Genomic DNA, 14,586 nt, shown 5'->3' on the forward strand with positions numbered 1-14,586 from the left:
GACGGTCACAGGCGGTGGTGCACCGTCGATCCGTGCCGCTCCTTGACCACTTCGAGCCGGGCGGGGATACGGCGGCGCAGATCGGCCACATGGCTGACGATCCCGACACTGCGGTCCCGCTCCCGCAGCGAGTCCAGCACGTCCAGCACCTCGTCCAGGGTCTGGTCGTCCAGGCTGCCGAACCCTTCGTCGATGAAGAGGGTGTCCAGGCGCACGCCCCCGGCCTCCTCGGTGACGACGTCGGCGAGGCCGAGCGCCAGGGCCAGCGAGGCGAAGAACGTCTCCCCGCCGGAGAGCGTCGACGTGTCCCGTTCGCTGCCGGTCCAGGCGTCCACGACGTGGAGCCCGAGCCCCGCCCGGCGGCCGCCCGTGCGGGCGTCGGAGTGGACGAGGGTGTAGCGGCCGGAGGACATCCGCTGCAGCCGGGCGGTGGCAGCCGCCGCCACCTGTTCGAGGCGGGCGGCGAGAACGTACGCCTCCAGGCGCATCTTGCGTTCGTTGTCGGCGGAGGTCCCCGCGGTCAGTCCCGCGAGCCGGGCGACCCGCTCGTACTCCTGGCGCACCGGTCCCAGCCGCCGTACCTCCTCGGCCGCCCGCCCCGAGAGCTGGTCGAGTTCGGCGCACCGGTCGCGGGCGGTCGCGAGGGCCGAGGCGGCCTCGCGCAGCAGCCACTCCGCCGTCGCCCGGGCGCTCTCGGCCGCCGCCGGCCGGGCCGGCGGGCGCTCGGCGGCCGCGCGCGCGTCCCGCTCGCCCCGGCGGTCCGCGACCGCCGCCGCCTCGGCCTGCCAGGCGTCGACGCGGTGCTGGAGGTCGCGCTGCGCCCCGGCGTCGAGGAGCGTCGCGGCGGCGGCCTGCGGGGTGTCGAACCCGGCCTTGAAGGCCGCGTCCGAGAGCCGGTCGTCGGCGGCCTTTCGGCGCTGGGCCGCGTCCTGTTCGGCGCGTACGGCCTCGGCGGCGTCCGCGAGGAGCGCGACCCGGCGGGTCAGCCGGTCCGCGTGCGCGGCGACGGACTGCGACGCGCCCCGGACGGCGACGAGTTGCTCCTCCAGGGCGGACTGCTCACGGTCGAGCGCCTCGCGCTGGGAGGTCCGGGCGGCGGCCCGGTTCCTGGCGTCCTGCCGCTGCTCCACCCGCTCGGCGTGCTCGCGCTCGGCGGCGGCGAGGGCTTCGCGCGCGGCGTGCGTCCCGGCGGCGAGGCAGTGGGCCTGGGCGTGCTCATCGGCCAACCGGTCCACGAGGGAACGGAGTTCGGCGACAGCGGGCTCTGCGGGGTCGTCCCCCTGAGCCTCCGCCCGGGCTGTCGCGTGCCGTTCGCGTACGAGTCCGAGCCGCTGTTCCGTACGGGCGTGGGCCTCCTCGGCGGACCGGTGGACGGCGAGGGCCTTCTCCTCCGTGGCCCGGTCCACATGGCCGTCGCCGGGGCTGGCGGGGGCCGGGTGTTCGGCGGCTCCGCAGACCGTGCAGGGTTCGCCCTCGACGAGGCCGGCGGCCAGCTCCGCCGCGATGTCCCGCAGGCGGCGCTCCCGCAGGTCGAGCCAGGATCCACGGGCGTCCAGGGCCTGTTGACGTGCGGCGTCGACCGTCTCACGAGCGTCCTGTACGTCGGTGGCGAGCGCGTCACGACGGCGTGCCGCGTCCAGTCGGCGGCGGGCCGGGGCCAGTCGTCCGGCGAGCTGTTCGGCACGGGTGGCGGCGTCCTGGGCGGCCTCGACGCGCCGCGTGAGCTCCGCGCGGGCGGTCTCCCAGCCGGCCAGCCAGGCGTCCGCCTCCCGGACGACCTCCTCGTCGGCCCGGGCGTCCCGGTTCAGCCGGACGCGTTCCTCGTCGATCCGCGCACTGCGCGCCTCGTCCTTGCGGGCCGCTTCGAGCCCGCCGAGCTCCTGCCGGAACCGGCGTTCCAGCTCGGCGAGTTGGTCGGCTCCGGCGTCGGCCAGGTCGGCGGGCAGCCGCTCCCTGGCCCGGCCGAGCGCGTCGTCCGCCGCCCGGTGGGCCCGCTCGGCCTCCTCGTGCAGCTCCAGCGCCGGGGCGACCCGGTCGGCCTTGCGGGCGCGCTCCAACCGCTCCTGGCAGCGGTCGTGTTCGGGCTTCCGTTCCTCCAGCTCCTCGGCGCGCCGCCGGGTCTCGGCGTACCGCTGCTGGAGGCGGGCCAGTTCGCGTTCGGCCTCCAGCGCCCGCGCGGCGGCCAGTTGGCGGCCTTCCGCCTCCGCCACCACCGCGCCGGCGATGTCGAGCCGTTCCCGGGCGGCGCTGCGGACGATCGCGGCCCACTCCAGGACCGTTTCGGCCAGGCCCGGTTCGCCGGCCCGTACGGCGGGCGGTGCGGCCTCGGCAGCCGCCGGTCCGCCCGCCTGGGCGATGCGCTGGGCGAGGGCGAGGATCTGCTCGTCGCCGGATTTCACCCGGGCCTCGGCTCCCCGGCGCAGCTCCGCGAGCCGCTCCTCGACGGCGGCGAACCGGCGGGTGTCGAAGAGCCGGCCGAGGAGTTTGCCGCGCGCTTCGGCGTCGGCGCGCAGGAAGCGGGCGAAGTCGCCCTGCGGCAGCAGCACGACCTGGCAGAACTGGTCCCGGCTCATGCCGATCAGCTGCGCCAGCTCCTCGCCGATCTCCTGGTGCGACTTGCTGAGGGCGTGCCAGCCGCGCTCGGGGTCGTAACCGCGCAGTCGGCTCTGGGCCTTCTCCGGGGTGAAGCCGTCGCCCCGCTTCTTGGGGCGCGGCTGGGCGGGGCTGCGGGTGACTTCGAGGCGGCGGCCGCCGACCGTCAGCTCCAACTGGACCTCGGTCGGCAGGTCGGCGGGGGCGTGGTCGCTGCGCAGCGTGGCGCCGGGGCTCTGGCGGGCGCCGGGGACGGCTCCGTACAGGGCGTAGCAGACGGCGTCCAGGACGGACGTCTTCCCCGCGCCGGTCGGGCCGTGGAGCAGGAAGAGGCCGGCCGATGAGAGGGCGTCGAAGTCGACTTCCTGGGTGGCGCCGAAGGGGCCGAAGGCGGTGAGGGTGAGGCGGTGCAGTCTCAACGGGACACCTCGCGCACGCTCTCGTCGACCCGGACGTCGTCGAACGCGGCGCGCAGCACGGTGCGTTCGGGATCGCTGGGGCCGCTGCCGCCGCGCACATGGGCCACGAAGTCCTCCGCGATCTGGTGGTCGTCGCGGCCCTTGAGGCGCTGGGCGTAGGAGGCGAGCGGGTCGTCGGGGGGCCGCTCGGGGTCGAAGACGAGGCTGAGGGTGTGCGGGAAGCGGGCGCTGAGGCGGGCCATGGGGTCGGCCGGGCGGACCGGGTCGGTGAGGGTGGCCTCGACCCAGGCGTGCTCGTGGCGGTCCAGGGCCGGGTCCTCCAGCAGGGTGTCCAGGCGGCCGCGGAGCCGGGCGAGGGGGCGTTCGACGGGGCAGTCGACGCGCTCCTCGGCGGTGATGTTCCCGTCGGCGTCGAGGTCGATCAGCCACATGGTCTTGCGGTGGTCGGCCTCGGAGAAGGAGTAGGCGAGCGGGGAGCCGGAGTAGCGGACGCGGCTCGTGACCCGCTGGGAGCCGTGGAGGTGGCCGAGGGCCACGTAGTCGACGCCGTCGAAGACCCCGGCGGGGACGGCGGCGACCCCGCCCACGGTGATGTCGCGTTCGCTGTCGCTGGGTTCGCCGCCCGCCACGAAGGCGTGCGCGAGGACGACGGACCGGGTGCCGGCGGGGCGGGTGGCGAGGTCGGCGCGGACCCGGTCCATGGCGGCGGTGAGGACCGCCTCATGTCCGGCCCTGGGGGCGCGGAGGGTGTCCTTGACCAGGGCGGGTTCCAGGTAGGGCAGGCCGTAGAGGGCGACGTCGCCGTGGTCGTCGGCGAGCACGACGGGGGTGGCGCAGCCCTCGGGGTCGGTCCGCAGGTGGATCCCGGCGCGTTCGAAGAGTCCCGCGCCGACGCCGAGCCGGCGGGCCGAGTCGTGGTTGCCGGAGATCATGACGGTGGGGACGCCGATGGCGGCGAGCCGGTGCAGCGCGCGGTCGAAGAGCTCGACGGCGGTGAGCGGCGGGACGGCCCGGTCGTAGACGTCGCCGGAGACGAGGACCACGTCCACTCCCTGGGCCTGGACCGTCGCCACCAGGTGGTCCAGGAAGGCGGCCTGGGCGTCGAGCAGGGGCACGCGATGGAAGGACCGGCCCAGGTGCCAGTCCGAGGTGTGCAGCAGCCTCACGTGCTCGCTCCACCGGTTGTGCGCTGCATGTACGTCGTCCTCCACCCCGTGGGCCGCACCGGAGCGGCCCCTGATCCCGCCGCCGGCACCGACCACGCTAACGCCGCCGGGCCGCCGATCCCGCATCGGTCGAGGATTCGGCCGGCGTGGGATGGGCCTCACGGGGACGGCGTGCCGCCCACACGTCCGCACGTCCGCACTTCCGCACGGGGACGGTGCGCCGTCACCCCCCTCCACCGGAACGGCGTGCCGCTCACACGTCCCCGTACGCCTCGCCGCCCAGTTCCAGCGTGGCCGAACCGGCGGTCGCGTCCGCCAGCCAGCCGGTGAAGGCGGCGACGTCGGCGTCCGGCAGCCCGATCTCGATGGTCACGCCCTCCGCGTACCGCACCTCGCGCACCTCCCGCCCGGTGGCCCGCAGATCGTTCTCCAGCTTGCCCGCCCGCTGGTGGTCGACGCGGATGGTCGCCAGCCGGAAGCGCCGCCGGGTGAGGGTGCCGAGCGCGTCCAGGGCTTCGCCGACCACTCCCCCGTACGCGCGGATCAGCCCGCCGGCCCCGAGCTTGACGCCGCCGTAGTAGCGGGTGACGACCGCCGCGACGTACCGCACCTCGCGGCGCATCAGCATCTGGAGCATCGGCACGCCCGCGGTGCCGCCGGGTTCGCCGTCGTCGCTCGCCTTCTGTACGGAGGCGTCGGTGCCGATCACGTACGCGAAGCAGTTGTGGGTGGCGGCGGGGTGCTCCTTGCGGACGCGTGCGACGAAGTCCTGCGCCTCCTGTTCGGTGGCGGCGGGGGCGAGGGAGCAGAGGAAGCGCGATCGGTTGATCTCGCTCTCGTGCGCTCCCGCGCGGGCGACGGTCCGGTACTGCTCCTGCATCCGTCCACCCTATGCGCCGCGACGGCAGCGGGTTCCGGCGGGAATGACAGGGCCGGAGCCATCGGTTGTCCCGGCATGGACACAGAGACAGAGACGATCCGGCGGATTCTTCAGGACTCGGGCGACACCTGGGCCGTGGTGGGCCTCTCCAACAACCGTTCCCGTGCCGCCTTCGGGGTGGCGCAGGTCCTCCAGCGCTTCGGCAAGCGGGTGGTGCCGGTGCACCCGAAGGCCGAGACGGTGCACGGGGAGCAGGGGTACGCCTCGCTGGCGGAGATCCCGTTCCCGGTGGACGTGGTGGACGTGTTCGTCAACAGCGAGCTGGCCAGGGCGGTCGCGGACGAGGCGGTGGCGGTGGGGGCGAAGGCGGTGTGGTTCCAGCTCGGCGTGGTGGACGCGGAGGCGTACGAGCGGACGCGTGCGGCGGGGCTGGACATGGTGATGGACCGGTGCCCGGCGATCGAGATCCCGGGGCTGCCCTCGTAAGCCTGGGGCCGGGTGTGGCGGGCGTATCGGGGCGGGAAGGATCCCCGCCGTGAACGAACCTCTCGACGGTGAGCGGTGGGCGGCGGCCCTGGCCGTGCTCGGGGTGCGGCCCGGCGACGTCCTGCTGGTGCACGCCTCCCTGCGGGCGGTGGGGCCGGTCGACGGCGGGCCCGACGCCGTGCTGGCGGCCCTGCGCCGTGCGGTGGGGCGGGAGGGGACGGTGGTGGTCCCTTCGTTCACCCCGGAGAATTCGGATACTTCACCTCATTACCATGCCCGGGTGCGTGGCCTGGACGCCGAGGCGCGCGAGGCGGTCCGCTCGTCGATGCCGGCGTTCGACCCGGCGCGCACCCCCGCACCGTCGATGGGCGCGCTGGCCGAGGCCGTACGGACGGCGGCGGGGGCGGAGCGCAGCGGCCACCCGCAGACGTCCTTCGCGGCGATCGGCCCGGGGGCGGCGAAGCTGCTCGCCGGGCACCGGCCGGACTGCCACCTCGGCGAGGACTCCCCGCTCGCCCGGCTGTACGAGGCCGACGCCAGGATCCTCCTGCTCGGCACCGGCTTCGCCACCTGCACCGCCTTCCACCTGGGCGAGTACCGCCGCCCCGCCCCTCCGTACCGCCGCTACCGCTGCGTGGTGGCCCCACGTGGCGTGCGGCAGTGGTGGGAGTACGAGGACGTCGCCCTGGACGACAGCGACTTCGGGGCCCTGGGCGCCGCCTTCGAGGAGGGCGCCGGGCCCGGTGACGTACGGACGACTCCGTTCGGGTCAGCCACGTGCCGGCTCCTCCGGCTGCGGGCGGCCGTCGACTTCGCCACCGGGTGGCTCACGGAGCACCGGCGGCCCGGCGGCCTCTTGTAGCCATGGGCGCAGAGCCCGCCGCCGCACACATCACGGATCGGGCATGCCTCGCACGTTTCGCAGAGTCCTGCCGCACCTCGCTGTCGGGCCGCCACGCCAGGATGCGGCGTCAGCCCCGGCCGGAAGCGGCTCACCGCCATGCAGCACCGCCTTCACCACCGTGAGGTCGCCCTGATGTGCCGTGACGTGTTCCCCGGGCGAGCGGCCGGGCGGGTGGGTCGCACAGTTGTTCCCGGCCTGTCTCTCGCATGGGCCCGCTCAGACCCCCAGGCCCTCCACGACCGCCGCTCCCGGGAGGGCGGCGAGCGCCTTGCCGGGGACGATGAGCTTGCCCCGGCGGTTGCCGCTGCCGATCAGGACCCACTCCTCGTCCACGACGGCGGGGTCCAGCAGGAGCGGCCACGGGGCGGGCAGGCCGATCGGAGTGATGCCGCCGTACTCCATGCCGGTCTCGCCGACCGCCGTGTCCATCGACGCGAACGACGCCTTGCGGGCGCCGAGGTGCTTGCGCACCGCGCCGTTGACGTCGACCCGGGTGCGGGAGAGCACCACGCACGCGGCGAGGGTGACCTCTCCGCCGCGTTTGCCCGCCACGACGACGCAGTTGGCGGAGGTGTCCAGCAGGTCCGCCCCGTAGTGCTCGACGAAGACCGCCGTGTCCGCGACGGCCGGGTCGGTGTCGACGTGGAGGAGCCGGTCGGCGGTGACATCGCCCCAGCCCTCGGTCAGGGCGGCGACGACGGGGGCGGGGAGCAGGTCGAACCGTTCCGAGGCGGGGGAGGCATCCTCGAAGGTGCCGATGGGTGCGCGCATGCGGCCACGCTAACAGCGGCGGATCGGTGGCCCGTTGGCCGTCTCACAGGGCGGGAGGGACCGGCCCGAAGCCCCTACCGGGCCTCCGGCCCCTGGTCCAGCTCGGCGAGGGCGAGCAGCTGCTCGGGCGTGACGCCCTCCGGGATGGGCACGGGGGCCGGCGTGCGCAGGGGCGGCTGCCAGCCCTGCTCCGGGTCCCAGCTCCGTACGACACGGGCCGGGGCCCCCGCGACCACCGCGTGGTCGGGCACCTCGCCCCGGACGACCGCCCCCGCCGCGACCACCACGTTGCGGCCGAGGCGGGCGCCGGGCAGGATCACCGCGCCGGTGCCGATCCAGCAGCCGGGGCCGATCGCCACCGGCTCCATCCGGGGCCACTGCTTGCCCACGGGCTCGTGCGGGTCGTCGTAGCTGTGGTTCGTCGACGTGATGTAGACGTAGGGACCGCAGTACGTGTCCGGGCCGATCGTCACCGTCGTGTCGGCGATGACGTGGCTGCCGCGCCCCAGCACCACCCCGTCGCCCAGAGTGAGGATCGGATCGGGCCCGAGGTCCAGGTCCGGCATCATCCCGGCCGTCAGGGTGACCTGCTCCCCGATGATGCAGTGCCCGCCGAGCTCGATCCACGGCTCCCCGAAGACGGTCCCCTGCGGAAAGGCGAGCCGGGTCCCTTCCCCGATCGCGCCGAAACGCAGCCGCCCGGGGTGCTCGGCGGTCACGGCTCCGGCCTCCCGCGCCCACGCCCAGCCGCGGTGCACCGCGCGGGAGACGGCACGACGCCGCCAGCGGGCGAGGAAGGAGAACGTGTTTCGGTTCTTCGGCACGGGCTCACGGTAGTCGGCCCGGCGGCGGCGATCCGGGCGGTGACCTGTGATGTTCACCCCACCGCCCGGTGGGCGCGGGGAGCCGTCGCCTACCGTGTGAGTCGGCCCGATCCCGATCGAAGGCCCCAGAAGCGGCACACCGAACCAGCGGTCCGCCGGCCACCGGAGCACACCGGACCGGCGGACCACCGAACCACCGAACCACCGAGGAGCAGGCTGTGGCGGAGCAGGCGTTGATCACGGGCATGGGCGGAAAGGAGCCGGACATCGACGCGGACGCGTTCGTGGCCCCGACCTCCGTGGTGATCGGAGAGGTGACGCTGGCCGCCGGTTCCAGCGTCTGGTACCAGGCCGTGCTGCGCGCCGACTGCGGCCCGATCACGCTCGGCCCGGACAGCAACATCCAGGACAACTGCAGCGTGCACACCGACCCCGGCTTCCCGCTCACGGTGGGCGCGCGCGTCTCGGTCGGCCACAACGCGGTGCTGCACGGCTGCACCATCGAGGACGACGTGCTGGTGGGGATGGGCGCCACGGTGCTCAACGGGGCGCATATCGGCGCCGGGTCCCTGGTCGCGGCGCAGGCGCTCGTGCCGCAGGGGATGCGGGTCCCGCCGGGGTCGCTGGTCGCGGGGGTGCCGGCCAAGGTGAAGCGGCCGCTGACGGCGGAGGAGCTGGAGGGCATCCGGTTCAACGCGGCCGGTTACGTGGAGCTGGCCAAGGCCCACCGCGCGGCGCACGAGGGCTGAGCCCCACCCGGACGCGTACCTGCCGACATACCGAAGCCGCCGCCCCCTCCCCGACCGGAGGGGGCGGCGGCTTCGGGGAACACGCGCCCGTGGGCGTCAGCCGTTGGGGCGCAGGGTCCACACGACGGTCATCTCGCCCGTGACCGCCCCGTCCGCGCGCCGGATCTCGATGGCGACCGGGAACTCGGGGCGCTCCCCCGCGTCGAGCTGGGCGACGACGTCGGCGATCGGGCGGCCGAGGGTGGCCGTCGCGGTCACCTCGCCCATGGCGAGCTTCTTGTAGCCGATCTCGGCCCTGACGGCCAGCGGCACGGCGCGCGACATCTGGTCCCCGAAGGCGGCGATCACGATGGCGCCGCTGGCCGACTCGGCGAGCGTGAACATCGCTCCGGCGTGCGGTCCGCCGACGTGGTTGTGGTAATCCGCCTGGTCCGGCAGCCGGACGACGGCGCGCTCCGGGGTCGTCTCCAGGAATTCGAGGTTGAGGGTCCGGGCCATCGGAACCGTCGCGACGAGCATCTCGCCGACGGTCATCTGTTCAGCGCTCATAGACCGAAGGTTACTCACGAGTAGCCAGGTTTGGCCATCCCCCTGTGACAGCACCGGGACAGCACTGGGACGGGGGCGGTCGTAGCAGTGGACACGCCATCCCTCTATGGTTACTGGCCATGTGGCCAGGACAGCAGCCGCCCGGGGGCGAGCAGAACCCGCAGGACCCGAACCAGAACCCGTACCAGCAGCCGAATCCCTATCAGCAGCAACCGGGATATCCGCAGCAGGGGCAGCCGGGTCAGCCCGGTGCGCCCGGGTATCCGCCGGGCCGGCCCGGTCAGCAGCCGGGGTACGGGTACCCGAACCCGTACCAGCAGCCGACCGCCCCGCAGTACGCGGTGCCCGGTCCGCCCGGAGGGCCGAAGCCCGACGACAAGAAGAAGACGACGATCGTCGCCATCGTCGCCGCGACCGCCGTCGTGGTGGCCGCCGTCGTCACCGGTGCGATCGTGCTGAACAAGAAGGACGACGGCGGCTCGACCGTCGCGGACGACAAGAAGTCCGCGTCGCCGACCGCGAAGCCGAGCGCGTCCGACGACGCCTCCTCCGCGCCCGTGGAGAACCCGCGCGGCGCTGACGGGGACCCCAAGCCCGTCATTCCGGGCTGGAAGGTCGTCACCAACCCCAAGTGGGGCACGCACTTCGACGTTCCCGGCGACTGGGAGGTCTCCAGCCCCGGCATGTTCGCCGGGATCTCGGACGCCAAGAACCCCGAGGAAGCGCCCATCGCCGGTTTCTCCGCACCCGCCTTCTACAAGAGCAAGTGGTGCGTCGAGGACTCCGACAAGGACGGCCGTGAGGAGGAGAACGAGGTCGCGGGCGTCGGCACGAAGGGCGCGCGGGGGGCGAAGAGCACCGACCAGGCGGCCAAGAGCGAGGCGGGCACCTGGGCGTGGGCGGCCTACGGCCAGGCGGACCCCAAGAGCAAGGTCAAGGTGGGCGACCCTAAGCCGTTCACCACGAAGTCGGGCCTTTCCGGCAGTGTCGCGATCGCTTCCGCGACCGGTCTGGCCAACAAGGGCAAGTGCGACACGGACGGCAAGTCGATCGCCTTCTCCTTCAAGAACGGCAAGGACGAGTACTCGACCTGGGTCCTCTACTCCGTCGCCGGCGTCGACGACGAGCTTCCGGACGCCACCATCCAGCAGATCCTGAGCACGGTCCGGCTCGCCGACGAAACGACCGGCTGACCCGGCTCCGGCCCCGCCACGGCCCGCGGCCCGCGTCCTGCTTCGACCCGGGACGCGGGCCGCAGGCCGTGGCGCGGCCCCCTCAGCCGACGGTGAAGGCCCCGGCCGGCGGCTCGGGCGAGGCGACGGCGTCCGCGTCCCGCACCGGACGGGCCCCGCCGACGAGCCGGGCCAGCGCCTCCCCGTGGGTGACCCTGGCGGGGAAGGCGTCGGCGGCGCAGCGGCGGGTGAGCGGCGCGGCGTCGATCGGGGCGTGCGAGGCGAGCAGGACGACGTTGCCGAAACGCCGGCCGCGCAGCACCGCCGGTTCGCCGATCAGCGCCAGTTCCTCGAAGGTCTCCGCGAAGTTGGCCAGTTGGGAGCGGAGAAACGCGAACGGCGCGCTGTCCGCCAGATTGGCGGCGTAGATCCCGTCGTCGCGCAGCACCCGCCCGGCCACCTTCGCGTACTCCACCGACGTGAGGTGGGCGGGGACCCGGGAGCCGCCGAAGACGTCCGCGACGACGAGATCGGCGGACTTCGGCGGCGCCGCTTCCAGCCGGGCCCGGGCGTCGGCGGCGTGCACGGCGATCTTACTGTCGTCGGGCAGCGGCAGATGCTCCCGCACCATCCGCAGCAGTTCCCGGTCCGCCTCGACGACGTCCTGCCGGGAGCCGGGGCGGGTGGCCGCGACGTACCGGGGCAGGGTCAGCGCCCCGCCGCCGAGGTGCAGGACGTCCAGCGGGGTGTCCGGGGGCGCCGCGCAGTCCACGACGTGCGCGAGGCGGCGTACGTACTCGAATTCCAGGTACGTCGGGTCGTCGAGGTCGACATAGGACTGGGGCGCGTCGTCGACCGTGAGCAGCCAGGCCCGGTCGCGGTCCACGTCGGGCAGCAGCCGGGCGGTGCCGCGGTCGACGTCGCGGATGACGGGTATCGGCTCGTTCACCCCTCCATTGTCGCCGGTGCGCCCCGGCCCCCGCGCCCCCTGCCCGCCGCCCGGAGTGCGGCTCCCGCGCGCCCCCGCCCCGCCGCCCGCGCGTACGGGTGGCGGGGCGGGGGCGGTGCTCAGAGCAGGCCGGTGACCGTGCCCGCGCCGACCGTGCGGCCGCCCTCGCGGATCGCGAAGCCGAGGCCGCTCTCCAGCGGGACGTCACGGCCGAGCTCCACGGTCATCGTGACCGTGTCGCCGGGGCGCGCGACGGCCGCCTCGCCGAGGTCGACGTCGCCGACGACGTCCGCCGTACGGATGTAGAACTGCGGCCGGTAGCCGGTGGCGACCGGGGTCGACCGGCCGCCCTCCTTCGTCGACAGGACGTACACCTGCGCGGTGAAGCGGCGGCTGGGCACCACGCTGTTGGGCGCGGCCACGACATGGCCGCGGCGGACCCGGTCGCGCTCCACCCCGCGCAGCAGCAGCGCCACGTTGTCGCCGGCCTCGGCGGACTCCATCGGCTTGCCGAAGGTCTCCAGACCGGTGACGACCGTCTCGACGTCCGCGCCCAGCACCGCCACCCGGTCCCCCACACGGACGGTGCCGCGCTCGACCGCGCCGGTGACGACCGTGCCCCGGCCGGTGATGGTCAGGACGTTCTCCACGGAGAGCAGGAACGGCGCGTCGGTGTAGCGCACCGGCATCGGCACGTACGTGTCCACGGCGTCCAGCAGCCCTTCGATCGCCGCCGTCCAGCGCGGGTCGCCCTCCAGCGCCTTGAGCCCGGAGACCCGGACCACGGGGACGGCGTCGCCGCCGTACCCGTGCGCGGAGAGCAGCTCGCGGACCTCCAGCTCGACCAGGTCGGTCAGCTCGGGGTCGCCCGCATCGGCCTTGTTGAGGGCGACGACGATGTGGTCGACGCCCACTTGACGGGCCAGCAGGACGTGCTCAGCGGTCTGCGGCATGATCCCGTCGAGCGCGGAGACGACCAGGATCGCCCCGTCGAGCTGCGCCGCTCCGGTGACCATATTCTTGGTGTAGTCGGCGTGGCCGGGCATGTCGACGTGCGCGTAGTGGCGGGTGTCGGTCTCGTACTCGACGTGCGCGATGTTGATGGTGATGCCGCGCCGGGCCTCCTCGGGGGCCCGGTCGATCCGGTCGAACGACACGTAGGAGGTGCTGCTGCCGCCCCGCTCGCTGAGGACCTTGGTGATGGCGGCGGTGAGGGTGGTCTTGCCGTGGTCGACGTGGCCCATGGTGCCGATGTTGAGGTGCGGCTTGGTGCGCACGTATGCCGTCTTGGGCATGGCTCGTTCCTTTGAGGACTCGAAGCTGAGAAGAGAAGACCCCAGGGCCCCACCGACCCTCCCCTTGCGGGGTCCGCCGGACTGTCGGGGGAGGGTCAGCCTCGGGCGCCGTCGAGGGGCGCCGCGGCGGCGGTGAACGCCGCTGCGAGGACTGCTGCTTCTGCGGAGACGACGGCCTCGGCGGCCGCGTCGTTCACGGCAGCCTTCGGCGCGTCCGCGACTGCGGACCGCGCTGCGAGGAAGACGTACCGGAACATGTCCCTGATCATGGCCGGGCGGGGCCGCCGCGTCGAATGGTTTTCGGCGGGCCGGGCCGGACCGGGACCAGTGTCGACATGTCGGCTTCAGAGGTTCTTGAGCGCCTCGCGCACGGAGAGCGGCGACAGCCGGGTCCTGGCCCCTTCGACGAAGTCGCGTACGGCGGTGGGGTCGGTCTTCGCGTACTCCCGCAGCGCCCAGCCGATCGCCTTGCGGATGAAGAAGTCGGGGTGGTCCGCGCGGCGCAGGCAGTAGCCGAAGAGCCGGTCGGCGTCGGTGGCTTCCTTGTAGCGCAGTTGGTGCAGCAGGGCGGTGCGGGCGGCCCACAGGTCGTCGTCGATCCACCGGTCCATGGACCGGGCGAGGGCCGGGTCGGCGGTGACCAGCGGCCCGGCGACATGCGCGGCGAGGGCGTCGACCGTGTCCCACCAGGGGACGGTGGTGACGAGGTGGTGCAGGACGGACAGGAAGCCGGAGGAGCAGGAGGCCACGTGGCGGCGCAGGTAGTCGACGGCGAAGTACTGGTACTCGCGCTCGGGCAGTCGCCAGCAGCGCAGCGCGATCGCCGTGCAGTCCCGCTCGTCCGGCCGCCCCAGACCCGCCGTCACGGTCCGGGACAGGGCCCGGCGTCGCGGCGTGGGGATGCCCAGGAACGGCGCGATGTGCTTCATGTACGCGGCGGCGGCCTCGGCCCGTACGGGGTCGGCGGCCGGAGCGTACGCGGCGGTCAGCCGCGCGAGGACGGTGTCGGCGAGCGCGCTCTCCGGTACGGCGGGGGCGGGGTGCGATGCGGGGTCCACGCGACGCACATTACGGCGATCACACATACTTTTCGGTTAGTCTCCCCGAATGTTCGAGCCCGTCCCCGCCTCCCCGCCCGCCGGCGGTCTGGCCCTGCGCTGTTCCAAGGCGCTGCTCTCGCCCTGGTCCCGGTTCTCGCTGCTCGTCGCGGTGTTGCTGGCCGCCGCGTCGACGATGCTGCTGTTCGAACCACAGCGGCTGCTGGCGTCGGGCTGGCCGGAGCAGCTGACCGGCAGCGGCGCCGCCATGCTGTTCGGGCTCGCGTACGGGGCGCTGACCGTGGCGTTCGTGCCGCGCCCGCTCCTCAACCTCGCCGCCGGCGCCCTTTTCGGCACGCAGGCGGGTCTGGCGGCGGCCCTCGCGGGCACGGTCCTGGGCGCGGGCGTCTCGTTCACGCTGGGCCGGGTACTGGGCCAGGACGCGTTGCGCACCCTGCTGCGCGGGAGACTGCTCACCGCCGCGGACGGGGTGCTGAGCCGGCACGGCTTCCGCTCGGTGCTGGCGCTCCGGCTGTTCCCCGGGGTCCCGTTCGCCGCCGCCAACTACTGCGCGGCGACCTCCCGCATGGGCTACCCGCCCTTCCTCCTGGCCACCGGCCTCGGCTCGATCCCGAACACGGCGGCGTACGTCATAGCGGGCAGCCAGGCCGCGTCGCCGACCTCACCGCTGTTCCTGGCCGCGATGGGCTTCATCGTGGTGTCCGGTCTCGGCGGGGCGCTCGTCGCCTGGCGCAAGCGTCACGGGCTCGGCCGGGGGACGCCGAAGGACTGA

General features: G+C 74.1%; 15 protein-coding genes. 5 read left to right on the plus strand and 10 right to left on the minus strand.

What is annotated here, in order from left to right; translation table 11 throughout:
- Positions 1–5: 5 nt before the first annotated feature.
- The 3 genes from ACLJPL_RS21010 to ACLJPL_RS21020 form a co-directional block, all read right to left on the minus strand.
- Positions 6–3,011 carry an AAA family ATPase gene (locus tag ACLJPL_RS21010; protein WP_411082403.1) on the minus strand — a complete coding sequence of 1,002 codons (3,006 nt, stop codon included), beginning with the start codon at positions 3,009–3,011 and terminating at the stop codon, positions 6–8.
- A complete protein-coding gene (locus ACLJPL_RS21015) occupies positions 3,008–4,177 on the minus strand; it encodes an exonuclease SbcCD subunit D (RefSeq protein ID WP_411082404.1) in 1,170 nt (389 codons plus the stop codon). Before ACLJPL_RS21015 ends, ACLJPL_RS21010 begins: the two co-directional genes overlap by 4 nt.
- Before the next feature lie 253 nt (positions 4,178–4,430).
- Positions 4,431–5,057, minus strand: coding sequence for a YigZ family protein (locus tag ACLJPL_RS21020; RefSeq protein WP_411082405.1), 627 nt, complete (start codon positions 5,055–5,057; stop codon positions 4,431–4,433).
- 75 nt (positions 5,058–5,132) lie between these two features.
- Here ACLJPL_RS21020 and ACLJPL_RS21025 point away from each other — a divergent pair, with 75 nt between their 5' ends.
- Both ACLJPL_RS21025 and ACLJPL_RS21030 read left to right on the plus strand, forming a co-directional pair.
- Positions 5,133–5,543 (plus strand): CoA-binding protein, encoded by a 411-nt coding sequence (locus ACLJPL_RS21025; protein ID WP_411082406.1) that lies wholly within the window; start codon positions 5,133–5,135, stop codon positions 5,541–5,543.
- 49 nt (positions 5,544–5,592) lie between these two features.
- Positions 5,593–6,405: an aminoglycoside N(3)-acetyltransferase gene (locus ACLJPL_RS21030; protein WP_411082407.1), complete on the plus strand. Its 813-nt coding sequence runs from the start codon at positions 5,593–5,595 to the stop codon at positions 6,403–6,405.
- Between the two features lie 258 nt (positions 6,406–6,663).
- Here the strand turns inward: ACLJPL_RS21030 and ACLJPL_RS21035 are convergent, their stop codons facing one another.
- Both ACLJPL_RS21035 and ACLJPL_RS21040 read right to left on the minus strand, forming a co-directional pair.
- On the minus strand, positions 6,664–7,218 hold the full coding sequence (locus ACLJPL_RS21035) for a YbaK/EbsC family protein (RefSeq protein ID WP_411082408.1): 555 nt from the start codon (positions 7,216–7,218) through the stop codon (positions 6,664–6,666).
- 74 nt (positions 7,219–7,292) lie between these two features.
- Positions 7,293–8,042 carry an acyltransferase gene (locus ACLJPL_RS21040; RefSeq protein WP_411082409.1) on the minus strand — a complete coding sequence of 250 codons (750 nt, stop codon included), beginning with the start codon at positions 8,040–8,042 and terminating at the stop codon, positions 7,293–7,295.
- 218 nt (positions 8,043–8,260) lie between these two features.
- On the opposite strand from ACLJPL_RS21040, the gene ACLJPL_RS21045 reads away from it, so the two are divergent.
- On the plus strand, positions 8,261–8,791 hold the full coding sequence (locus tag ACLJPL_RS21045; protein WP_411082410.1) for a gamma carbonic anhydrase family protein: 531 nt from the start codon (positions 8,261–8,263) through the stop codon (positions 8,789–8,791).
- Positions 8,792–8,887: 96 nt separating this feature from the next.
- Here the strand turns inward: ACLJPL_RS21045 and ACLJPL_RS21050 are convergent, their stop codons facing one another.
- Complete coding sequence (locus tag ACLJPL_RS21050) at positions 8,888–9,325, minus strand: DUF4442 domain-containing protein (protein ID WP_411082479.1); 438 nt, start codon at positions 9,323–9,325, stop codon at positions 8,888–8,890.
- Between the two features lie 134 nt (positions 9,326–9,459).
- Between ACLJPL_RS21050 and ACLJPL_RS21055 the strand changes: the two genes are divergently transcribed.
- On the plus strand, positions 9,460–10,533 hold the full coding sequence (locus ACLJPL_RS21055) for a hypothetical protein (RefSeq protein WP_411082411.1): 1,074 nt from the start codon (positions 9,460–9,462) through the stop codon (positions 10,531–10,533).
- Positions 10,534–10,615: 82 nt separating this feature from the next.
- Here the strand turns inward: ACLJPL_RS21055 and ACLJPL_RS21060 are convergent, their stop codons facing one another.
- From ACLJPL_RS21060 to ACLJPL_RS21075, 4 genes are all read right to left on the minus strand, one after another.
- Positions 10,616–11,461 carry a spermidine synthase gene (locus ACLJPL_RS21060; protein ID WP_411082412.1) on the minus strand — a complete coding sequence of 282 codons (846 nt, stop codon included), beginning with the start codon at positions 11,459–11,461 and terminating at the stop codon, positions 10,616–10,618.
- A gap of 119 nt (positions 11,462–11,580) precedes the next feature.
- Positions 11,581–12,756 (minus strand): elongation factor Tu, encoded by a 1,176-nt coding sequence (gene tuf, locus ACLJPL_RS21065; protein WP_411082413.1) that lies wholly within the window; start codon positions 12,754–12,756, stop codon positions 11,581–11,583.
- A 95-nt stretch (positions 12,757–12,851) separates the two neighbouring features.
- On the minus strand, positions 12,852–13,013 hold the full coding sequence (locus tag ACLJPL_RS21070; RefSeq protein ID WP_411082414.1) for a hypothetical protein: 162 nt from the start codon (positions 13,011–13,013) through the stop codon (positions 12,852–12,854).
- A gap of 87 nt (positions 13,014–13,100) precedes the next feature.
- Positions 13,101–13,841 (minus strand): DNA alkylation repair protein, encoded by a 741-nt coding sequence (locus ACLJPL_RS21075; RefSeq protein ID WP_411082415.1) that lies wholly within the window; start codon positions 13,839–13,841, stop codon positions 13,101–13,103.
- Positions 13,842–13,863: 22 nt separating this feature from the next.
- On the opposite strand from ACLJPL_RS21075, the gene ACLJPL_RS21080 reads away from it, so the two are divergent.
- Positions 13,864–14,586 carry a TVP38/TMEM64 family protein gene (locus ACLJPL_RS21080; RefSeq protein WP_411082416.1) on the plus strand — a complete coding sequence of 241 codons (723 nt, stop codon included), beginning with the start codon at positions 13,864–13,866 and terminating at the stop codon, positions 14,584–14,586.

The sequence above is a fragment of the Streptomyces sp. cmx-18-6 genome, from assembly GCF_046548915.1.
Taxonomy (GTDB): Bacteria; Actinomycetota; Actinomycetes; order Streptomycetales; family Streptomycetaceae; genus Streptomyces.

Excerpts from the sequence above, each read along its gene's own strand:
- ACLJPL_RS21020 (WP_411082405.1), bottom strand. The coding sequence starts at position 5,057 with ATGCAGGAGCAGTACCGGACCGTCGCCCGCGCGGGAGCGCACGAGAGC.
- ACLJPL_RS21025 (WP_411082406.1), top strand. The coding sequence starts at position 5,133 with ATGGACACAGAGACAGAGACGATCCGGCGGATTCTTCAGGACTCGGGC.
- ACLJPL_RS21035 (WP_411082408.1), bottom strand. The coding sequence starts at position 7,218 with ATGCGCGCACCCATCGGCACCTTCGAGGATGCCTCCCCCGCCTCGGAA.
- ACLJPL_RS21050 (WP_411082479.1), bottom strand. The coding sequence starts at position 9,325 with ATGACCGTCGGCGAGATGCTCGTCGCGACGGTTCCGATGGCCCGGACC.
- ACLJPL_RS21055 (WP_411082411.1), top strand. The coding sequence starts at position 9,460 with ATGTGGCCAGGACAGCAGCCGCCCGGGGGCGAGCAGAACCCGCAGGAC.
- tuf (WP_411082413.1), bottom strand. The coding sequence starts at position 12,756 with ATGCCCAAGACGGCATACGTGCGCACCAAGCCGCACCTCAACATCGGC.
- ACLJPL_RS21070 (WP_411082414.1), bottom strand. The coding sequence starts at position 13,013 with ATGTTCCGGTACGTCTTCCTCGCAGCGCGGTCCGCAGTCGCGGACGCG.
- ACLJPL_RS21075 (WP_411082415.1), bottom strand. The coding sequence starts at position 13,841 with ATGTGTGATCGCCGTAATGTGCGTCGCGTGGACCCCGCATCGCACCCC.
- ACLJPL_RS21080 (WP_411082416.1), top strand. The coding sequence starts at position 13,864 with ATGTTCGAGCCCGTCCCCGCCTCCCCGCCCGCCGGCGGTCTGGCCCTG.